General features: G+C 65.1%; 11 protein-coding genes and 1 other RNA gene. 4 read left to right on the top strand and 8 right to left on the bottom strand.

Features of this window, described 5'->3' with window-relative positions; translation table 11 throughout:
- Positions 1-171: 171 nt before the first annotated feature.
- The 6 genes from H7U20_RS18240 to rnpB all read right to left on the bottom strand — a co-directional run bounded on the left by H7U20_RS18240 (position 172) and on the right by rnpB (position 9,388).
- Positions 172-2,454, bottom strand: coding sequence for a M9 family metallopeptidase (locus H7U20_RS18240; RefSeq protein WP_233410871.1), 2,283 nt, complete (start codon positions 2,452-2,454; stop codon positions 172-174).
- A gap of 368 nt (positions 2,455-2,822) precedes the next feature.
- The gene (locus H7U20_RS18245; RefSeq protein WP_370593177.1) at positions 2,823-3,608 is read right to left on the bottom strand and encodes a PAS domain-containing protein; all 786 of its coding nucleotides are present in this window, start codon (positions 3,606-3,608) and stop codon (positions 2,823-2,825) included.
- A 210-nt stretch (positions 3,609-3,818) separates the two neighbouring features.
- Positions 3,819-6,551, bottom strand: a complete 2,733-nt coding sequence (locus H7U20_RS18250; protein WP_199760570.1) for a TonB-dependent receptor — start codon at positions 6,549-6,551, stop codon at positions 3,819-3,821.
- Between the two features lie 225 nt (positions 6,552-6,776).
- Complete coding sequence (locus tag H7U20_RS18255; RefSeq protein ID WP_199760571.1) at positions 6,777-7,385, bottom strand: HVO_A0114 family putative DNA-binding protein; 609 nt, start codon at positions 7,383-7,385, stop codon at positions 6,777-6,779.
- Positions 7,386-7,463: 78 nt separating this feature from the next.
- Entirely contained in the window at positions 7,464-8,969 is a 1,506-nt protein-coding gene (glpK, locus tag H7U20_RS18260; RefSeq protein ID WP_199760572.1) for a glycerol kinase GlpK, read from the bottom strand.
- A gap of 74 nt (positions 8,970-9,043) precedes the next feature.
- Positions 9,044-9,388, bottom strand: an RNA gene (rnpB, locus tag H7U20_RS18265) — RNase P RNA component class A.
- 190 nt (positions 9,389-9,578) lie between these two features.
- Between rnpB and H7U20_RS18270 the strand changes: the two genes are divergently transcribed.
- The gene (locus tag H7U20_RS18270; RefSeq protein ID WP_199760573.1) at positions 9,579-11,282 is read left to right on the top strand and encodes a thiamine pyrophosphate-binding protein; all 1,704 of its coding nucleotides are present in this window, start codon (positions 9,579-9,581) and stop codon (positions 11,280-11,282) included.
- A 138-nt stretch (positions 11,283-11,420) separates the two neighbouring features.
- Here the strand turns inward: H7U20_RS18270 and H7U20_RS18275 are convergent, their stop codons facing one another.
- The gene (locus tag H7U20_RS18275) at positions 11,421-11,984 is read right to left on the bottom strand and encodes a hypothetical protein (RefSeq protein ID WP_199760574.1); all 564 of its coding nucleotides are present in this window, start codon (positions 11,982-11,984) and stop codon (positions 11,421-11,423) included.
- Positions 11,985-12,129: 145 nt separating this feature from the next.
- Positions 12,130-13,179, bottom strand: a complete 1,050-nt coding sequence (locus H7U20_RS18280; protein WP_199760575.1) for a porin — start codon at positions 13,177-13,179, stop codon at positions 12,130-12,132.
- Between the two features lie 1,009 nt (positions 13,180-14,188).
- Between H7U20_RS18280 and ftsY the strand changes: the two genes are divergently transcribed.
- The 3 genes from ftsY to ftsX are packed head-to-tail and all read left to right on the top strand — an operon-like array spanning position 14,189 to position 16,828.
- A complete protein-coding gene (ftsY, locus tag H7U20_RS18285) occupies positions 14,189-15,241 on the top strand; it encodes a signal recognition particle-docking protein FtsY (RefSeq protein ID WP_199760576.1) in 1,053 nt (350 codons plus the stop codon).
- 7 nt (positions 15,242-15,248) lie between these two features.
- A complete protein-coding gene (locus tag H7U20_RS18290) occupies positions 15,249-15,911 on the top strand; it encodes a cell division ATP-binding protein FtsE (protein WP_199760577.1) in 663 nt (220 codons plus the stop codon).
- Positions 15,908-16,828 carry a permease-like cell division protein FtsX gene (gene ftsX, locus H7U20_RS18295; protein ID WP_199760578.1) on the top strand — a complete coding sequence of 307 codons (921 nt, stop codon included), beginning with the start codon at positions 15,908-15,910 and terminating at the stop codon, positions 16,826-16,828. Before H7U20_RS18290 ends, ftsX begins: the two co-directional genes overlap by 4 nt.
- Positions 16,829-17,419: the final 591 nt, after the last annotated feature.

The following is a 17,419-nucleotide window of genomic DNA, read 5'->3' on the forward strand; positions in this document are numbered from 1 at the left end:
CCCCCCCGGTTCTCTGCCTTTGGGTGGTTTTGCTAACTGCCGGCGCCTTAACTAAACGGCATCAGGCCGCCGGGAGTGACTTTCATCCCGACGGCCGGTCCGCCCCGCACGCCTGATGTCATAGGCCGCGGATTGGCTGGCTAACTACTGACTAAGCCGCCATCCAGGGCACTAGTCGTAGGTCGCGTTCAAGGTCACACCGCTGAACGGCAGCTTGGCTTTCAGCGTGATGTAGTACCAGCGCCCGGCCGCCGGCGTGGCGATGCTGACGTTTTCGCTGTTGCCCGCGCTGGCCGAGGCGAGGTCGTAGGAGCTGCTGCTCGGGTAGCGGTCCAGCGCCACATACATATCGACGTCGCCGCTGCCGCCGCCCGTGGTCAATTTAACATTTCTTGCCCCGGCCGGCAGCATGATGTAGGCGTATGCCTGGCTGCTGGAACCGAGGTTCTTGATCGAGCAGTTCTTGCCCAGGTAAGGCGCGGCCGAGCACAGCGGCAGGTCCGGCAGCTCCGCCGACGGCAGCGGCGGCTCGCCGGCCGTGCTGGCGGTGGCCGCCCAACTGGCGAACTCGCCGTCGTAGCGGTTGCCGATCTGGCTCATATAACCCTGGTAGCCGTCGTAGTCGCCCAGGCGGAACTTGCCCAGCACGGCGTCGACGTCGGCGCGGTGCCGTTCGACCATGAAGCGGGTCGCCATATAACCCCAGCGGTAGGCGCGGTTGGTGTAGTCGCTCATATTGTAGTTGTTACCGAAGATCTCGCTGAGGCGGTAGCTGCCGCTGCGCACCATATCGATGGCGACCTGGTTGTTATTCTTCAGCGACAGGTATTCGGCGATGCCCTCGATCCACCAGACCGTGGGCTTGGCGGTGGACACGCCGAAGTCGCCATACATGTCGAAGCGGCCGTCGAGGTAATGGACGTACTCGTGCTCCAGGTTCCAGACCTGGAAGGCCGGCCGCAACCACGACGCCTCGTGGGCGATGAAGCGGGCCTGGTTGCCGGCGGCGGACGGGTCGCCTTCCAAATACATGCCGCCGTTGTCGGTGCTGATGTCGTAGATCACCGAGGCGTACTTGCTGTAGTTGGTGTAGTCGTCGAACACCACCAGTTCGAGCCCGGCGTTGCCGTCGCCGGCCACCGGCGTGTTCCTGGTCTTGAGCATGGCGTGGGCGTAGCCCTCCTCCGTCTGCAGGCGCTGGCAGGAATCCTGCAGCTGCGCCTCGCTCATCTCCTGGGCGCGGATGCGCAGGGTCGGGCTGCAGGTCTTGCTGAACTTGAGCACGGAATTGGCCAGCGCGGTCTCGAAGCCGCAGGTGCCGTACTGGGCGCAGTTGTCGTTGTCGTTGTATTTCACGGCCATGGCGCCGGTCAGCCACAGGTCCCGGTCGACGCCGTTGAGCGAACTGGTGGCCAGCTGCTCGACCACCATCGGTTTGACGCCGGCCTTGAGCGCCGGGTAGCGCATGAAGCGGAACGCCTCGTTGCTGGTGTCGATCAGTTGATAGGCGGCGTTGCTGTTCAACAGGGCGGCCTTGTTGGCGCGGACGAAGTTGTACAACGCGGTGGCGTAGGACAGGTCGTTTTCCAGCACCGGCTGGGCCGCCGGCCGGGAGCTGGCGTAGAAGAACACCGTCAGCAGCTCGGTGAAACCGTAGGCGGCGGTGTTTTGTTTGAGCGCTTCGACGGCGTTGGGCGCGTCGGGCCGGTTGGTGTAACGCTGCACCACGCCGCGCAGGGTCGGCAGGTAGTAGGCCTCGTCCTGCATATTGGTGATCAGCTTGAGCGTCTCGTTGGCGGTGGTGAGCGCCGCCGGATTCTCGCGGAACAGCGCGGCGCCCTCGGCCAGCTGTTTGATCGGGCCGCGCAGGGTGGTGGTCAGGGCGGCCGGCGGCATCGGGCCAAGGTCGCTATAGGCCAGGTAGTAGCCGGCGCGCAGGTACAGCACCAGGTTGAGCAGCGCCATATTGCTGGCGTTGTAGGCGGCGCCCTCCTGCGCCAGCCGGCTGGCGACGGCGTTGTAATTGGCGGCGGAGTAGATCACGGCGGCCTGCTCGGCGCTCAGCGAGAACAGCGGATAGGTGCATTCAAAGTCCGGCAGGCTGACCAGGTAGTCGGCCAGGGCGGCGCCGCTGTGGCCGGCCAGCACGCCCATGTCCTTGCAGGCGGGCGTGGCGGCCAGCGGCTGCATGCTGTTGCGCTGCTGGCGCGGCAGCAGGTCGTAGCGCGGTTTGCTGGTGGGCGACAGGCGATAGCGGGTCTGCTCCTCGGACGGCGGCAGGTTCTGGCGCTGGTGCGGCATGGGCGCCTGCGTCAGGCGGCCGCTCTCGTCGACGGCCGGCGTGGCCGTGCGGGCGGCGCCGGCATGGGCCGGGGCCATGGTGGCGAGGGCGGCGCCGATCAGGCTGGCCAGCAGCAGTTGGGGCAGGCGTGCGGGGGTTGTTGGCAATGACATGTCTTCCACTCCTTCAATTGGTGAGGTCGGGTAATGACTCTTGTATAGGTGTGCTGACGGAGTGCCGCTGCCGCGCTGGTCGCGCGCCGGGCGGGCAGATTGGGCTTCCGGGCCAAGAAATACTATCCTGATAAGCTTGCCAAACAGACCGACGCGGCAGCGCCGGCGGGCGGTTCGCTACATTTCGACAGGCGCAGCGGCGGGATCGGCACAGCCGGCGGGGCGGAAATGCGACAGTCGGCGCGGCGGCGCGCCGGGCCGGCGCGAGCGGGCCCCATCGACACCGATACCGATACCGATACTGATACTGATACGGGTGCGGGTGCGGGTACGGGTGCGGCTGGGCGTGCGGCTGCGGCTGCGCCGGCTCAGCCGCGCTCGCCGTGGTGGTGGACGCGGTACTGCACCGGCGTCATGCCGGTCAGCGCCTTGAACTGGCGGCTGAAGGCGCTGTGGTCGGTGTAGCCGCAGACGGCGGCGATGTCGGCGATGCCGCGCGCCGGGTCGGCCTCGATCAGCGCCAGCGCGCCGTCCAGCCGCGACTGCAGCAGCAACTGCCGTGGGCTGTAGTGGAACACGCGCTGGAACAGGCGCTCGACGCGCGCCAGCGGCAGGCCGGCCTCCTGCGCCAACTGGTTCAGGCACAAGGGGTGGTGGTAATTGTCGCGGATCTGTTGGGCGATGCTGGCGATCTTGCGGTAGACCGGGTGGCGCTCGTCGGCCAGGCCGAGGTCGTGCGAGGTGCCGACCAGGCCGACGATAAGACCCTGCTCGTCGCGCAGCGGGGTTTTGTGGGTCAGGCACCAGCCGTGGCGGCGGTTCGGGTAGAGGTGTAGTTCGAGGTGTTTCATGATGGTGCTGCCGGCCTCGATCACCTGGCGGTCCTGCGCCAGATAGGTCTGCGCCAGCTGGCGCGGGTGGACCTCGAGCACGGTGCGGCCGAGCAGCTCCTGCTTGCTGCGCAGGCCGCAGCGGCGCACCAGCGTGTGGTTCACCGCCAGATAGCGCCCGTCACGGTCCTTGACGAAGAAAGCCACGTCGCCGAGCGCGTCGAACAGCGTTTCGATCGCCGCCAGCTCGACGCTTTTCAGCGCGGCGGACGGTTGCGGCGGCGGCGCGCCGCGCCACTCCAACAGCATCGCGGCCGCGTTCACCGGCCGCCTCCCGCACTTGCCGGCCGCTTCCCGGTCCTAGCTGCCATGTTCCCCATTGCGCGCCTCCCCCTTTGATCCGCATCGGCGCGCGGCCGAAATCGTCCGCGCATGTCAGCCGCTTGCCTTATTGGCAAAGCTGATAAATGTTACACGATTCGGAAAGCCCGTGGCACAAATTTGCGAGCGCTGTGCACCCGCAAATTTGTCCCATTATTTGAACGCGTAATTCAGGCTGGCATACACATAGCGGCCGCGCGGATCGCCCCAACTGTCGTTGTAACCGAGCGCGGAGGATGGGTCGAAGGCCGGATCGCGGTTGAACACATTATTCGCGCCGGCGCGGATGACCAGGTTCTTGAAGCCCGCATAGGCGAGCGACGCATCGAGCGTGGCGATGGCCGGAATCCGCGCGCCCTTGGCATAAAAATCGTACCACTGATTGTGCACGGTGGACGGCGCCCGGTCGACCTTGGTGCCGGCCACGTACTTGACGATGCCGGTGCCGCTCCACGGCCCCAGGTCCCAGTTCACGCCCAGGTTGGCCAGCAGGCGCGGATTGCCGTATTCGCCGGCGTCGCAGGAGGTGTTGTTCGGGCAGTTGATGTAGACGTTATTGGCCAGCAGCACCGTGTCGTAGCGCAGGGTGTAGGTCGCCTCGCCGAACACCTTGATGTTGCCCAGCGAGCGGGTGCGGAAGGTGTAGGACGCATCCACATCGATGCCCGAGGTATGCGACTCGAAACGGTTGACCCAGCCGGTGGTGATGTTGGCCAGCTCGCCGCGCAAGGGCCCCAGGCGGGCCTTGTCGGCGGCCGACAAGGTCGCGTAGGCGGCGGCATCCTCGGCGCTGACCGGCTTGCGGGTGACATGCGACTGGTAGGCGCCGTCCTCGTTGTCGAGCACCGTCCGGTTGTCCAGGATATCGATCTTGTTCTTCCACTTGATATCGAAGTAGGTCATGCCGATGCTCAGGTCCTTCACCGGCGCGACAACGAAGCCGAGGTTGTACTGATTCGATTTTTCCGGTTGCAGGCCCTTGGTGCCGACATTCGACACCTTGACGTACCTGCTGCAGTAGGCGTCGAAATACACATCGCCCTCGACGCAGCGGTGCGGATCCTTGGTGCCGTAAAACGCGTCGCGGCCTTCGCTGAAGCGCTGCGGCAGCGAAGGCGCGACCATGCCGGTGCTGTAGTTCGCGCGCAGCATGACTGTCTGGCTTGGCGCCCACTTCAAGCCGAGTTTCGGATTGGTGGTGCTGCCGGCCAGTTCATATTTGTCATGGCGCAGTGCCGCCTGCGCCTCCAGCGTTTTTAGCAGCGGCAGGCTCAACTCGGCGTACACGGCCGAGAGTTTTTCCGAGCCGGAGATCGGCGGCAGCACCGCGTACTGGCCCAGCAAGCCTTGCTGCCAATCTTGCGACGGGGTGAACGACAGCGCGTTCTTGCGCAGCTCGCCGCCCACCGACACGCCGACCTTCCCGCCCGGCAGTTCGCCCAACTCCGCCGAGGCCTGCAGCTTGAGCGAATCGGATTTGCTGCGGGTGTTCACATACATCTGGCCCGACAGCTCGGCGATCAGCGCCGCCGAATTCTTGTTGACGCCGAAGGGATTGAAGCGGCCCGCGTCGACCGCCTGGTTCAGCTCCTCCAGTTTGTAGGCGCCGAGGGTATCGGTGCGGCCCTGCTCCTCGCCGTGCGAGAAGGTCGCCGACCAGTCCCAGCCGGCCAATTCGCCCTTCAAGCCGGCCAGCAGCCAGATGTTCTCGACCTTGGTCTTGATGCCGCCCTCATAGACGGGGAAATCGCGCCGCACCGTCACCGGCTTGCCATAGGTATTGAAGGGGTTCGATGCCGGTATCACCAGATTGCTGCGGGCGCGATTCTGCAACCAGGACGACTGGCCGACGATGCGCTTTTCAAAATTGGTATAGAAGGCGTTGGCGAACAGGCTCAGGTCCGGCGCCAGATCCCAGTTCAACGCGGCCGTGGCGCCGAAGCGCGTCGATGGTTTGACCAGATCGGTGTATTCCGCCGCCGCCGACAGGCAGCCGTTGCGGGTGGGCGAAGGGAACCATTCGGCACCGCTTGGATACGGCAGCTTCGAGCCGGCCGCGCACTCGGGGTCGGCGAAGCGGTTGCCGCCTATCGACAGCGTGCCCGGATCGGTGCCGTGGGCGCCGTAGGTGTTGATGAATTGCAGACCGCCGCGCGCGCCGAAATCGATATGGTTGGCCCAGTCCCGGTCGGTGCCCTTGATGCGCTTGGTGTCCTCGACCATCGCCGCATAGGTCAGGTTGAATTTCTGCGTCGCGCGGTCGCCGAAACCGCCGGCGATGGACAGCTTGGCGACGTCGCCGCCACCCAGGGTGGTGGTGCCATAGCTGGCGCTCAAATCGGTGCCCTGATAATTCTGCCGCATGATGAAGTTGATCACGCCGCCGACCGCATCGGTGCCGTAGATCGCCGAGGCGCCGTCCTTCAAGACCTCGATGCGCTCGATCGCGGCCAGCGGCAGCATGTTCAAGTCGACCGAGGTGAAGCCGTTCGAATCGTCCGAGCCGGACACCGGCAGGCGGTTGCCGTTCAACAGGATCAGGGTGGGCATGCCGCGCAGGCTGGCGGTGGTCGCGCCGTTTCTGAAGTCATTGCCGCCGCCGAACTCGCGGCCATTGCCGCCCACCGCCGGCAGGTTGCGCAGCACGTCCAGCACCGAGGTCGCGCCCGAACGCAGGATGTCCTCCTTGCTGATCAGGGTCATCGGCGAGACGCCCTCCTGGACCAGCCGCTTGATGTTACTGCCGGTGATCTCCACCCGCTCGATCTTGCCTTCGGGCTTGTTTGCCGCATCTTGCGCCTGCGCCGGCGCGGACACCAGTGCATCGACCGACAGCAGCGCCAGCGCCAACTTCACCCAGCGCACGCTTTTCTTTTCCTCAAACATGATTCTTATCTCCAAATGATGACGTCCCCCATCGACTGTGGGGGATCGTAAACAGGACAACGTCAATTTCCTCCGATCGCACCCTGGCTTTGCAGGGTTGTCGAATCGTCAAAAATCTTATGCCGTTTGGAGGGTGATGTCTTGAGGCTTTCTGAGGTGGAAATAAGCTAAATCGGCACAGCCCCGCATGCCTGCGAGGCGGCGCCAATTCGCGCGCAGCTCGCTCTAACTGGCGGGAGCAAGCGATCTCGTGAGATTTATTTTCTCGGCTGCGGAGGCGACCGCATCCCTGACCGCGCGTTCCATTGTTGAGAAGCGTAGGGAGTCCAAGCCTATGCTTGTTCGATTCTGCAACGCCATTGCCAAGCAATAAGCCTGAATCCAATCCAAATCCTCATGGCCAGGCAGGGCCGACAATATCCACACAGGTTTTTTAGCTCGGGAGTCGTCCCCATTGTCTTCAAATCCAACCAATCCATAAGCCGCCATCCTAGACAAGGTGCGCGACACATTTGGTAACTCGCGCCCCAGCGCGGCAGCCAAATCCGACACGGAGCCCATCTTGCGGCTCTGAATGAACTGGATCATTTCGTGGTTATCAGAAACCAGCCGTAGCACCGCCATCAAATCGTCGGCGACACCAGAGCCAGATTTTCGTTCATTCTCACGGTCTTGCTCGGCGATTTCTCGCATGGCTTCGTCAACGAATGTCGCGCCCAACGGGCCAATCTTTTGCCGCTTGTTGTCAGGAATTGGATTGGAGCCGCTACCGGACAAGAACTCAAGGGCGGGGCTTTGACAATTGTCGGTGGTTTTCATATTTTTACTGCTCATGAAAATCTCCTTTCAGTCTTTGTTCTGCCGGCCAGAGCCATGGGTCAACAAGGGTCAGGCCACGCCGACGGCCCAGGCTCAGGCCGGCTGCGCCCAGTCGCGCGAGCGCGCGACCGCGCGGCTCCATTGCGCCATCAGCTCGGCGCGGCGTTCGGCCGCCATCTGCGGCTCGAAGCGGCGCTCGCAGCGCCACTGCGCGGCGATCTCCTCGACCGAGTCCCAGAAACCGACGGCCAGGCCGGCCAGATAGGCGGCGCCCAGCGCGGTGGTCTCGGTGACCTCGGGGCGCAGCACCGGCACGCCCAGCACGTCGGCCTGGAACTGCAGCAGCAGGTCGTTGCCGGCGGCGCCGCCGTCGGCGCGCACTTCGCTCAGCTTGACGGCGTGCAGTGGCGAGCTGGCGTCCTTCTGCATGGCCGCCATCAGCTCGGCGCTCTGGAAGGCGATCGCCTCCAGCGCGGCGCGGGCGATGTGGGCGCGGTTGCTGCCCCGGCTCAGGCCGACCAGGGTGCCGCGCGCATGCGGATCCCAGTGCGGCGCGCCCAGGCCGGCGAAGGCCGGCACCAGGAACACGCCGCCGTTGTCGGGCACGCTGGCGGCCAGCGCCTCGACCTCGCTCGACTGCTTGATCAGGCCGAGGCCGTCGCGCAACCACTGCACGGTGGCGCCGCCCATGAAGACGCTGCCTTCGAGCAGGTAATCGGTCTTGCCGTCGAGGCGCCAGCCGACCGTGCTGAGCAGGCGGTTGCGCGACAGCGGGGCGTGGCGGCCGGCGTGCATCAGCATGAAGCAGCCGGTGCCGTAGGTGTTCTTCACCATGCCGGGCTGGTGGCAGGCCTGGCCGAAGGTGGCGGCCTGCTGGTCGCCGGCGATGCCGGCCACCGCGATGGCGCCGCCGAACAGCGCCTCGCGCGTGTGGCCCACCTCCTCGCTCGACGAGACCACCTGCGGCAGCATGGCCTCGGGGATGTCGAACAGCTCGAGCAGGTCCTGGTCCCAGCGCATCAGGTGGATGTTGAACAGCATGGTGCGGGCGGCGTTGCTGACGTCGGTGACGTGGCTGCCGCACAGCTTGAAGACCAGCCAGCTGTCGATGGTGCCGAAGGCCAGCGCGCCGTGGCGGGCCCGCTCGCGCGCGCCGGGCACGTGGTCGAGCAGCCATGCCAGCTTGGTGGCGGAGAAGTAGGCGTCCAGCTCAAGGCCGGTGCAGTCGGCGATCAGCTTGGCCTTGCCGGCGGCGCGCAGCTGCTCGCACAGCTCGGCGCCACGGCGGTCCTGCCAGACGATGGCCGGGGCGATCGGCTCGCCGGTCTTGCGGTCCCACACCACGGTGGTCTCGCGCTGGTTGGCGATGCCGATGGCCAGCACCTGCTGGCTGTCGATATGGTTGTCGTGCAGGACCTTGCGGGCCACGGTGAGCTGGCTGTTCCAGATCTCGTTGGGGTCGTGTTCGACCCAGCCGGGCCGCGGATAGTGTTGGGGGAATTCCTGCGCCGCGCTGCCGCAGATCTGGCCGGCATGGTCGAACAGGATGGCGCGCGAGCTGGTGGTGCCCTGGTCGAGGGCCAGAATATACTTTTTCATCGGCGTATCCCCCAGGCGACGCCACACGAGGATGTGCTGCGCTCCCGGCGGCGGCCGCGAAAAATCAAGAAATTAGTTGAAGCAAGCCGATAGGCCGGATTTTGTTACGGCACGGGCAAGCCCGCGCTATGACAGCCATTCCTCTAGGCGCCGAATTACTCCGGCGCTCAAGCTTCCTACCCGCACGCTCCGCGAGCAGCATCATCGCGTGCCTATTTGGAATTGCACCAGGTGGAGGTTACCGCGTTTCACCGTAACTTAATACGCTCGTCTCTGTGGCCCTATTCCTCGCCTTATACCTTGGGCTTGCGCTTGCGGCTTTCAGCGGACGGCCGTTAACCGTCACCCCGCTCTATGGAGTCCGGACCTTCCTCCCGCCGACGCATTACGCGCCAGCCAGCGGCTGTCTGGCTTGCTTCAGGGCGTATTGTACCGCAGGCGCGCGCAGGCCGAGGCAAAAACCGCCGCCGGCCGGACGAACGCCGCCGGCGGCGCTGTCAAATCTGTAATTTGGTGTCGCCATTTGGAAAGCCGGCGCCGCCACCGCCACATAAAATGGCGCATGCTGGCGACGATCCCGCTCGCCCTCTGATCCCTGAAGGTTAGACCATGACGCAACCATCCCGCACCGGCGGCCAGATCCTGGTCGACGCACTGAAAGTCCACGGCGTCGACACCGCTTTCGGCGTCCCCGGCGAAAGCTACCTGGACGTGCTCGACGCCCTGCACGATTCCGACATCCGCTTCATCATCAACCGCCAGGAGGGCGGCGCCGCCTTCATGGCCGACGCCTACGGCAAAATGACCGGCAAGCCGGGCATCTGCTTCGTCACCCGCGGCCCGGGCGCGACCAACGCCTCGATCGGCGTGCACACCGCCTATCAGGACTCGACGCCGATGATCCTGTTCATCGGCCAGGTCGGCAACGACTTCATCGACCGCGAGGCCTTCCAGGAGATCGACTACCGCCGCATGTTCGGCCAGATGGCCAAGTGGGTGGCGCAGATCGACCGCGCCGAGCGCATCCCCGAATACCTGGCGCGCGCCTTCCAGATCGCCAGCAGCGGCCGGCCCGGCCCGGTGGTGCTGGCGCTGCCGGAGGACATGCTGACCGCGCTGGCCGAGGTGGCCGACACCGGCCGCTACACGCCGGTGCAGGCCTCGCCGGCGGCCGCCCAGATCGCCCAGGTGCGCGCCATGCTGGCCGGAGCCAAACGGCCGCTGCTGCTGCTCGGCGGCGGCGGCTGGAACCGGCAGGCCTGCGCCGACCTGCAAGCCTTCGCCGAGGCCAACGCGCTGCCGGTGGCCTGCGCCTTCCGCTTCCAGGACCTGCTCGACAACGCCCACCCGAACTATGTCGGCGACGTCGGCATCGGCATCAATCCGAAGCTGGCGGCGCGCGTGCGCGAGGCCGACGTGATCCTGGCCATCGGCCCGCGCCTGGGCGAGATGACCACCGGCGGCTATGCGCTGATCAGCGCGCCGCTGCCCAAGCAGCGCCTGATCCACGTCCACGCCGACGCCGAGGAGCTGGGCAGCGTCTACCAGGCCGAGTTGATGATCAACAGCGGCATGCCGCAAATGACGGCGCTGCTGGCGGCCATGGCGCCGCTCGACGCCGGCGCCTGGCGCGCCAGCGTGGCCGAGGCCAAGGCCGAGCTGCTGGCCTACCAGGAGCGGCCGCCGATCTTCCAGGACGGCAAGGCGCCGCTCGACCTGTGGCAGGTGGTGCAGCAGATCCGCGCCACCGTCCCGGCCGACAGCATCATCACCAACGGCGCCGGCAATTACGCCACCTGGGCGCACCGCTTCTACCGCTACGGCGGCATGCGCACCCAGTTGGCGCCGACCAGCGGCGCCATGGGCTACGGCGTGCCGGCCGGCGTGGCGGCCAAGATCATCGCGCCCGAACGCACCGTGATCACCTTCGCCGGCGACGGCGAGTACATGATGAACGGCCAGGAGCTGGCCACGGCGGTGCAGTACAAGGCCGGCGTGGTCATCATCGTGTTCAACAACAGCATGTTCGGCACCATCCGCATGCACCAGGAGCTGCACTACCCGGGCCGCGTCTCCGGCACCCAGTTGCACAATCCGGACTTCGCCGCGCTGGCGCTGGCCTACGGCGCGCACGGCGAGGTGGTCAACACCACCGCCGAATTCGGCCCGGCGCTCGACCGCGCCCTGGAGCACGCCAACAGCAAGCAGCTGCCGGCGCTGATCGAGCTGCGCTACGACGGCAACCTGATCACGCCTGGCGCGACGCTGGCGACCATCCGCAGCAACGCCGAGAAGGCGCGCGCGGCCAAGTAAGCCGGCACCCCGCCCTGCTGCGGGGGCGCCGGCTTACCCCAGGGGCAGAAACCGGGGTCGGACCCAAAGGTCCGACCCCAGCTTGCCGCCGCTGGGTCTTACTCGCACACCGGCGGCGCTTGCGCTCCGCTCCCCCCCCTATCCCTGCGGCGTCGGCAGCGAGCCGGCGTCGAGCGGATGGGCCGGCGCCGGCTCGGCGGACGGCTCGCCCTTGCCCGCCTTGGGCGGCGGGCAGCGGTGGCAGGCGCCGGCCTTGCGGCCGAAATCGCTCACCCGCGCCAGGCGCATCGGCACCGACTCTCCCGCGCAGTAGCCGCCGTCGAGCACCAGGGCGCGGCCGTCGGCGCTGAGGCGGCCGTTGACGGTGCGTTCCTCGCCCTCGGGCAGCTGGACGGTGAAATAGAACTGGCGGCCGCGCGGGTCGATGGTGACCTCACCGGCCACCAGCGGCCAGCTCAGGCCGCCGGCGGTGTACTCGTAGACCACCGTGTCGACCTCGGCGTAGCGTTGCAAGGTGATGCGCTGGCCGCCGAACTCGCCGCTCTCGGCGCTGACGCACAGGTCGGAAAACACCACCACGCCATGGCGCGGCAGCGTCGCGGCCGGCCGGCGGGCCGTCTTCGGCGCGGCGATCGCGGCGCAGGAGGCGAGCAGGATCAGGAAAGCCAGCGCGGCGCGGCCGGTGGGGCGGAATGCGGTCATCGGGAAGTGTCCAAGGGCGAAAGGTCAGCCATTCTAGCGTGTTGTCAAAAACAGATGGGGCCGCCGCCGCCGCCCCATCCTGTAAACGGAAGAGGGCCGCGCGAACGCGGCCCTCCAGTCAATCTAAATCCGAACTAGGCGGAAATTAGAATGCGTGTTTTACGCCGATGTTGAAAGCTTTATCGCCGGTACCGACTTCGCTGTTGTTGCCAACAGTGTAGGTCGCGCCGTTTTTGTTCTTGATCTTAGCGTAAGCAACATAGGTGCTGGTGCGCTTCGACAGAGCGTGCGAGTAGCCGATTGCCCATTGGTCAGCATCTTGGTTCGAAGCCAGCTTGTCGTTCTTGCGGATGAACGAAGCCATCAGGGTGCCGGCTGGGCCGACTGGCGCGGTGGCGCCAACCAGGATTTCGCTCGAATCGACGTCTTTCGGTGCGATCGACGAGAAGTTACCTTTGTCTTTGCCGTAGGCGAAGAAGGCTTTAGCCACGGCGAAATCGTAGTTCACTGCCAACAGGGCGTTGTGGCCCATGGTGGTGTTGACGACTGGCGTGGTAGGAGCGGTGGTGTCGTTGTTGCGGCTGTTGAAAGCGGCGCGGGCGGTCAGAGGACCGTTTGCGTAGCCAACCGACAGACCCAACTGACGCGAGGCCGAGTTGTCGCCGGACTGTTCGCCCAGGGCGTAAGCGGCTTCAGCGGTGAAACCGTTCAGTGCCGGGGTGGCGTAGACAACCGAGTTGCTGGTGCGGGTGTTGTTACCGGAAGCCATGAACAGGTTTTTAGCCGAACCAGCCAGGCCAGCTGCGAACGGGTCAGCAACTTGCGACAGGGTGTTGTAGTAAGGGGTGTACTGACGACCCAGGGTCAGCGAACCGGCGGTTGCCGATTTCAGACCAACGTACGATTGACGGTTCGCGATCGAACCAGCAACGTCGGATTCGCCGGTGTCAGCTTTGATGCCCGATTCCAGAACGAACACAGCATTCAGACCGCCGCCCAGATCTTCGGTGCCTTTGAAACCCAGACGCGAAGCCGAACCTACACCGCTCGTCACTTTGGTGACGGAGCCGGCTTTGCCGCCGCGCTCGGAAACGATACCGGCATCAACGATGCCGTAGATCGTGACGTTCGATTGTGCGAAAGCAACATTGCTCATTGCGCCCAGGATGGCGATGGAGATGATAGATTTTTTCATTACGTGTTTCCTTCAGTTGTGTTGCGGGTAAAAAGGTAAAGCTAGTGTTACGGCTAAATTCGGTGCTTATCGACGCCAAGACGGACGGCGCCGTTTATGCGTGAGGGCAAACTCCCCAGCTGCCACTGTGCTGTCCTTGTTGCCGGACGCGTTCACATTTAAGTTGCGGCCGATTTAATCGATGCCGGCTTTATCGCGGTGCCTGAGGCACCGGAGTGCGGCACTATACTCACCGTTGGACATTCGATCAAGTCAAGCTGAGCCGTAAGGGACGCCGCGAGGCGCTTTCCGGCACGTTTTGACATTTCGCAAATGACAAAGAGTAATATTTTACCGCATCGCAATATTTCCTGCCGACGCCACCAACGAGCCCATCAACTAGCCATCAAAAATCCGCACAAGTGATCAAATGTCGGCGGCCTTTGTGGGGCCGCTTTGGTGTGATTGCAAACAAACAGCACCGGTGCAGGACAGTGTGAAGATAGACATCTTGCTATCTTCGCCGCCATTTTATACCGAAGCCGCGCGCGCTTTGCGCACACAAGTTGCCGATAAGTTCATGTCGTCCGCAGATTGTTTGGCATGTTCCACTGGAAAAAGCGCTGAAAACTTAACATTGTTCATAGTGCGACAGGTTTATTAGTGTAATAAAACGGCGCGGGAGCGGCCGTGCTGCGTCGCAGCAAAAAAATTGTAAGAATTTGCTACTTGTTGCGCACAAACCACAAATACAGCCTTGACAAATCGCGCGGGCACGGAAATATCGTTCCATTGGCGACTATTTCATGCCATCGGGCAAAAATTGTTGGTTCGCTTTGATTGCGCAGCGCGCTTGAGCGGGCGCATCAGGCCGCCCGGCAGGGGACCTTCACGCACAACTGTGGGCCGGCGCCGGCGCGCGGCCAAAGTTGTCATTCCGGTAGCGCCGCCGCGCTCTGGTAAAATACCGCCATTTCCCCGTGTCCGGCGCTGCCGGACATCAGCTTGAAGCGCCCCCAACCACACATCCATGTTCAGTTTCTTCAAGAAAAAAACCAGCACGCCGGACGCCGCGTCCGCCGCGCCCGCCACCCACGAGGGCAAGTCCGCCGCCCCGGTCGAAGCCGCGTCGCCGCCGCCGGCGACCTTGGCCGCCGTCCCGGCGCCGATCGAGGAGCCGGCCGCCAAACAAACCTGGATCAGCCGCCTGAAGGCCGGGCTGTCGAAAACCTCGGCCAATCTGTCGGTGCTGTTCGTCGGCGCCAAGATCGACGACGAGCTCTATGAGGAGCTGGAGGCGGCGCTGTTGATGTCCGACGCCGGCATCGACGCCACCCAATACCTGCTCGACGCGCTGAGGAAGAAGGTCAAGGAAGACAAGCTGCTCGACGCCGCCGCCGTCAAGGCCGCGCTGAAGACGCTGCTGATCGAGCTGCTGACGCCGCTGCAACGGCCGTTCGAGCTGGGCCGCCACCAGCCGCTGGTGATGATGATCTCCGGCGTCAACGGCGCCGGCAAGACCACCACCATCGGCAAGCTGGCCAAGCACATGCAGGCCAACGGCCAGTCGGTGCTGCTGGCCGCCGGCGACACCTTCCGCGCCGCCGCCCGCGAGCAGCTGATGGTCTGGGGCCAGCGCAACAACGTCACCGTCATTTCGCAGGAGTCGGGCGACCCGGCCGCCGTCTCCTACGACGCGGTGCAGTCGGCCAAGGCGCGCGGCATCAACGTGGTGATGGTCGACACGGCCGGCCGCCTGCCGACCCAGTTGCACCTGATGGAGGAGCTGAAAAAGGTCAAGCGGGTCATCGGCAAGGGCCTGGAGGGCGCGCCGCACGAGACGCTGCTGGTGATCGACGGCAACACCGGACAGAACGCGCTGGCCCAGGTCAAGGCCTTCGACGACGCGCTGCAACTGACCGGCCTGGTCATCACCAAACTCGACGGCACCGCCAAGGGCGGCGTGCTGGCGGCCATCGCCCGGGTCCGTCCGGTGCCGGTCTACTTCATCGGCATCGGCGAGAAGATCGAGGACCTGCAACCGTTCAACGCGCTTGACTTCGTCGACGCCTTGCTCGGATAAGCGCGCCATGATCGAATTCCAGAACGTCTCGAAAGCCTACTCCCCCGACGCGATGGCGTTGCGCGACATCTCCCTGACGGTCGACAAGGGCGAACTGGTGTTTCTGGCCGGGCCGTCCGGCGCCGGCAAGTCCACCCTGCTGAAGATGATCGCGGCGATGGAGCGGCCCAGCGCCGGCAAGGTCATCGTCAACGGCCAGGACATCGGCCAGATCAAACGGGCCGGCCTGCCCTTCCTGCGCCGCAACCTCGGCCTGATCTTCCAGCAGCAGCGCCTGCTGACCGACCGCAGCATCCTGGCCAACGTCATGCTGCCGCTGCTGGTCACCGGCGCCTCGCGCGCCCAGGCCGAGCAGCGCGCCCGCGCCGCCCTGGACAAGGTCGGCCTGCTCGAACGCGCCCTGTCGGCCCCGCTGGCCCTGTCCGGCGGCGAGCAGCAGCGCGTCGCCATCGCCCGCGCCATCGTCAACCGGCCGCAGATCATCCTGGCCGACGAGCCCACCGCCAACCTCGACCGCGCCAGCGCCAACCAGGTGCTCGACGCCTTGAAAGCCTTCCACTCGGTCGGCGTGACCTGCCTGATCTCCAGCCACGACGAGCAGATGCTCGACGCCGCCGCGCGCGTGATCCATTTGAACCACGGCCAACTGACGGCGGGAGCGACGGCATGAACAATTGGTTGCGACAACACGGTTTCGCCCTGGCCTCGGCGCTGGGGCATGTGCGCCGCGCCCCCGGCAGCTTCGTTTTCAACATCGTCGTCGTCGCCATCGCGCTGGCCCTGCCCTTCGCCGGCGTGACCCTGCTCGACAACGTGCGGCCGATGTCCGAGCAGATGTCGGTCGATCCCGAGATCAGCCTGTTCATGAAGCAGGACGCGCCGCGCGACCAGGCCGAGGCGCTGGCCGGCTCGCTGCGCCAGATCGTCAAGGACCAACAGGCCAAGATCATCTTCACGCCGCGCGAGAAGGCGCTCGACAGCCTGAAGACCAGCAGCGGCCTGTCCGACGTGCTGGCCACCCTGGGCGAGAACCCGCTGCCCGACAGCTACGTGCTCAAGCTCGACGCCTTCCGCAACGCCCGGGCCGGCGGCGACGTCGAGGCGCTGGCCGAACAAATGCGCGCCCTGCCCGGCGTCGACACGGTGCAGGTCGACTCGGCCTGGGTCAAGCGCCTGGCCGCCCTGCTCGGCGTGCTGCGCCTGGCGCTGCTGCTGCTGGCCGCCACCTTGGGCACGGTGGTGGTGGCGGTGGTGTTCAACACCATCCGCCTGCAGGTGCTGACGCAACGCGAGGAAATCTCCGTCTCCAAGCTGATCGGCGCCACCGACACCTTCATCCACCGCCCCTTCTATTACACCGGCGCCCTGCTCGGCCTGTGCGCCGGCGCGGTGGCGCTGGGCGCGGTGGCGCTGGCGCTGCGTCCGCTCAACACCGCCATCGCCGAGTTCGCCCGCCTGTACGCCTCCGAGTTCCAGCTGGCGCCGCTGGCGCCCCTGCCGATGGCCGGCCTGCTGGCCCTGTCGGCCGGTCTCGGCCTGGTCGGCGCCCTGCTGTCGGTGCAGCGCCACCTGGCGCGGCTGAACTAAGCCGCCGCCGGTCCTTGCGGCGGAGCGCCCCGCGCTCTGCCCGCCCCGCCCTGTGCGCGCCCGCGCACAGACTGCGCCCCGGCGCAACCGTAAAATTAAGCAATCTTAAGGGCGCCTCGAAAAACCACCAAATTGTCGTTCCCGCGCAGGCGGGAATCCATGCTGAGCCAATGGACATGCGGGGTATAGATTCCCGCCTGCGCGGGAATGACGGTTTTTCGAGGTGCCTTTAAGGCGGTCCTAAGCTCGGAAGCACAAGCTATGCCTGTCTTGATCTAGCTCAAGGATTTGTGCGAATGACTGGCATATGCTCGGCAGACACGCTCCCTCGGCAAAGACCATGGACTATTCCATCCTCATAGTCTTTTTGCTATCAGACCGATTATTTGAGTCGATTGGCACTCAACACTGGAGAGTGCTAATATATGGAAAATTGCGCTACAGGACATTCTTTTTAGGCAACACATACGGCGCCCGCGACGGACCGGATGGGCTGGCTGAAACACCTGTGTCGCCAGCGAGATGCCGCAGGTAACAAACCGTAACAGTCCGTGTCCACCCATATTGCGCGTGGCACATTGAGACTAAGAA

Origin of the sequence: Rugamonas violacea, from assembly GCF_016461825.1 — a bacterium.
Lineage (GTDB): Bacteria > Pseudomonadota > Gammaproteobacteria > Burkholderiales > Burkholderiaceae_D > Rugamonas.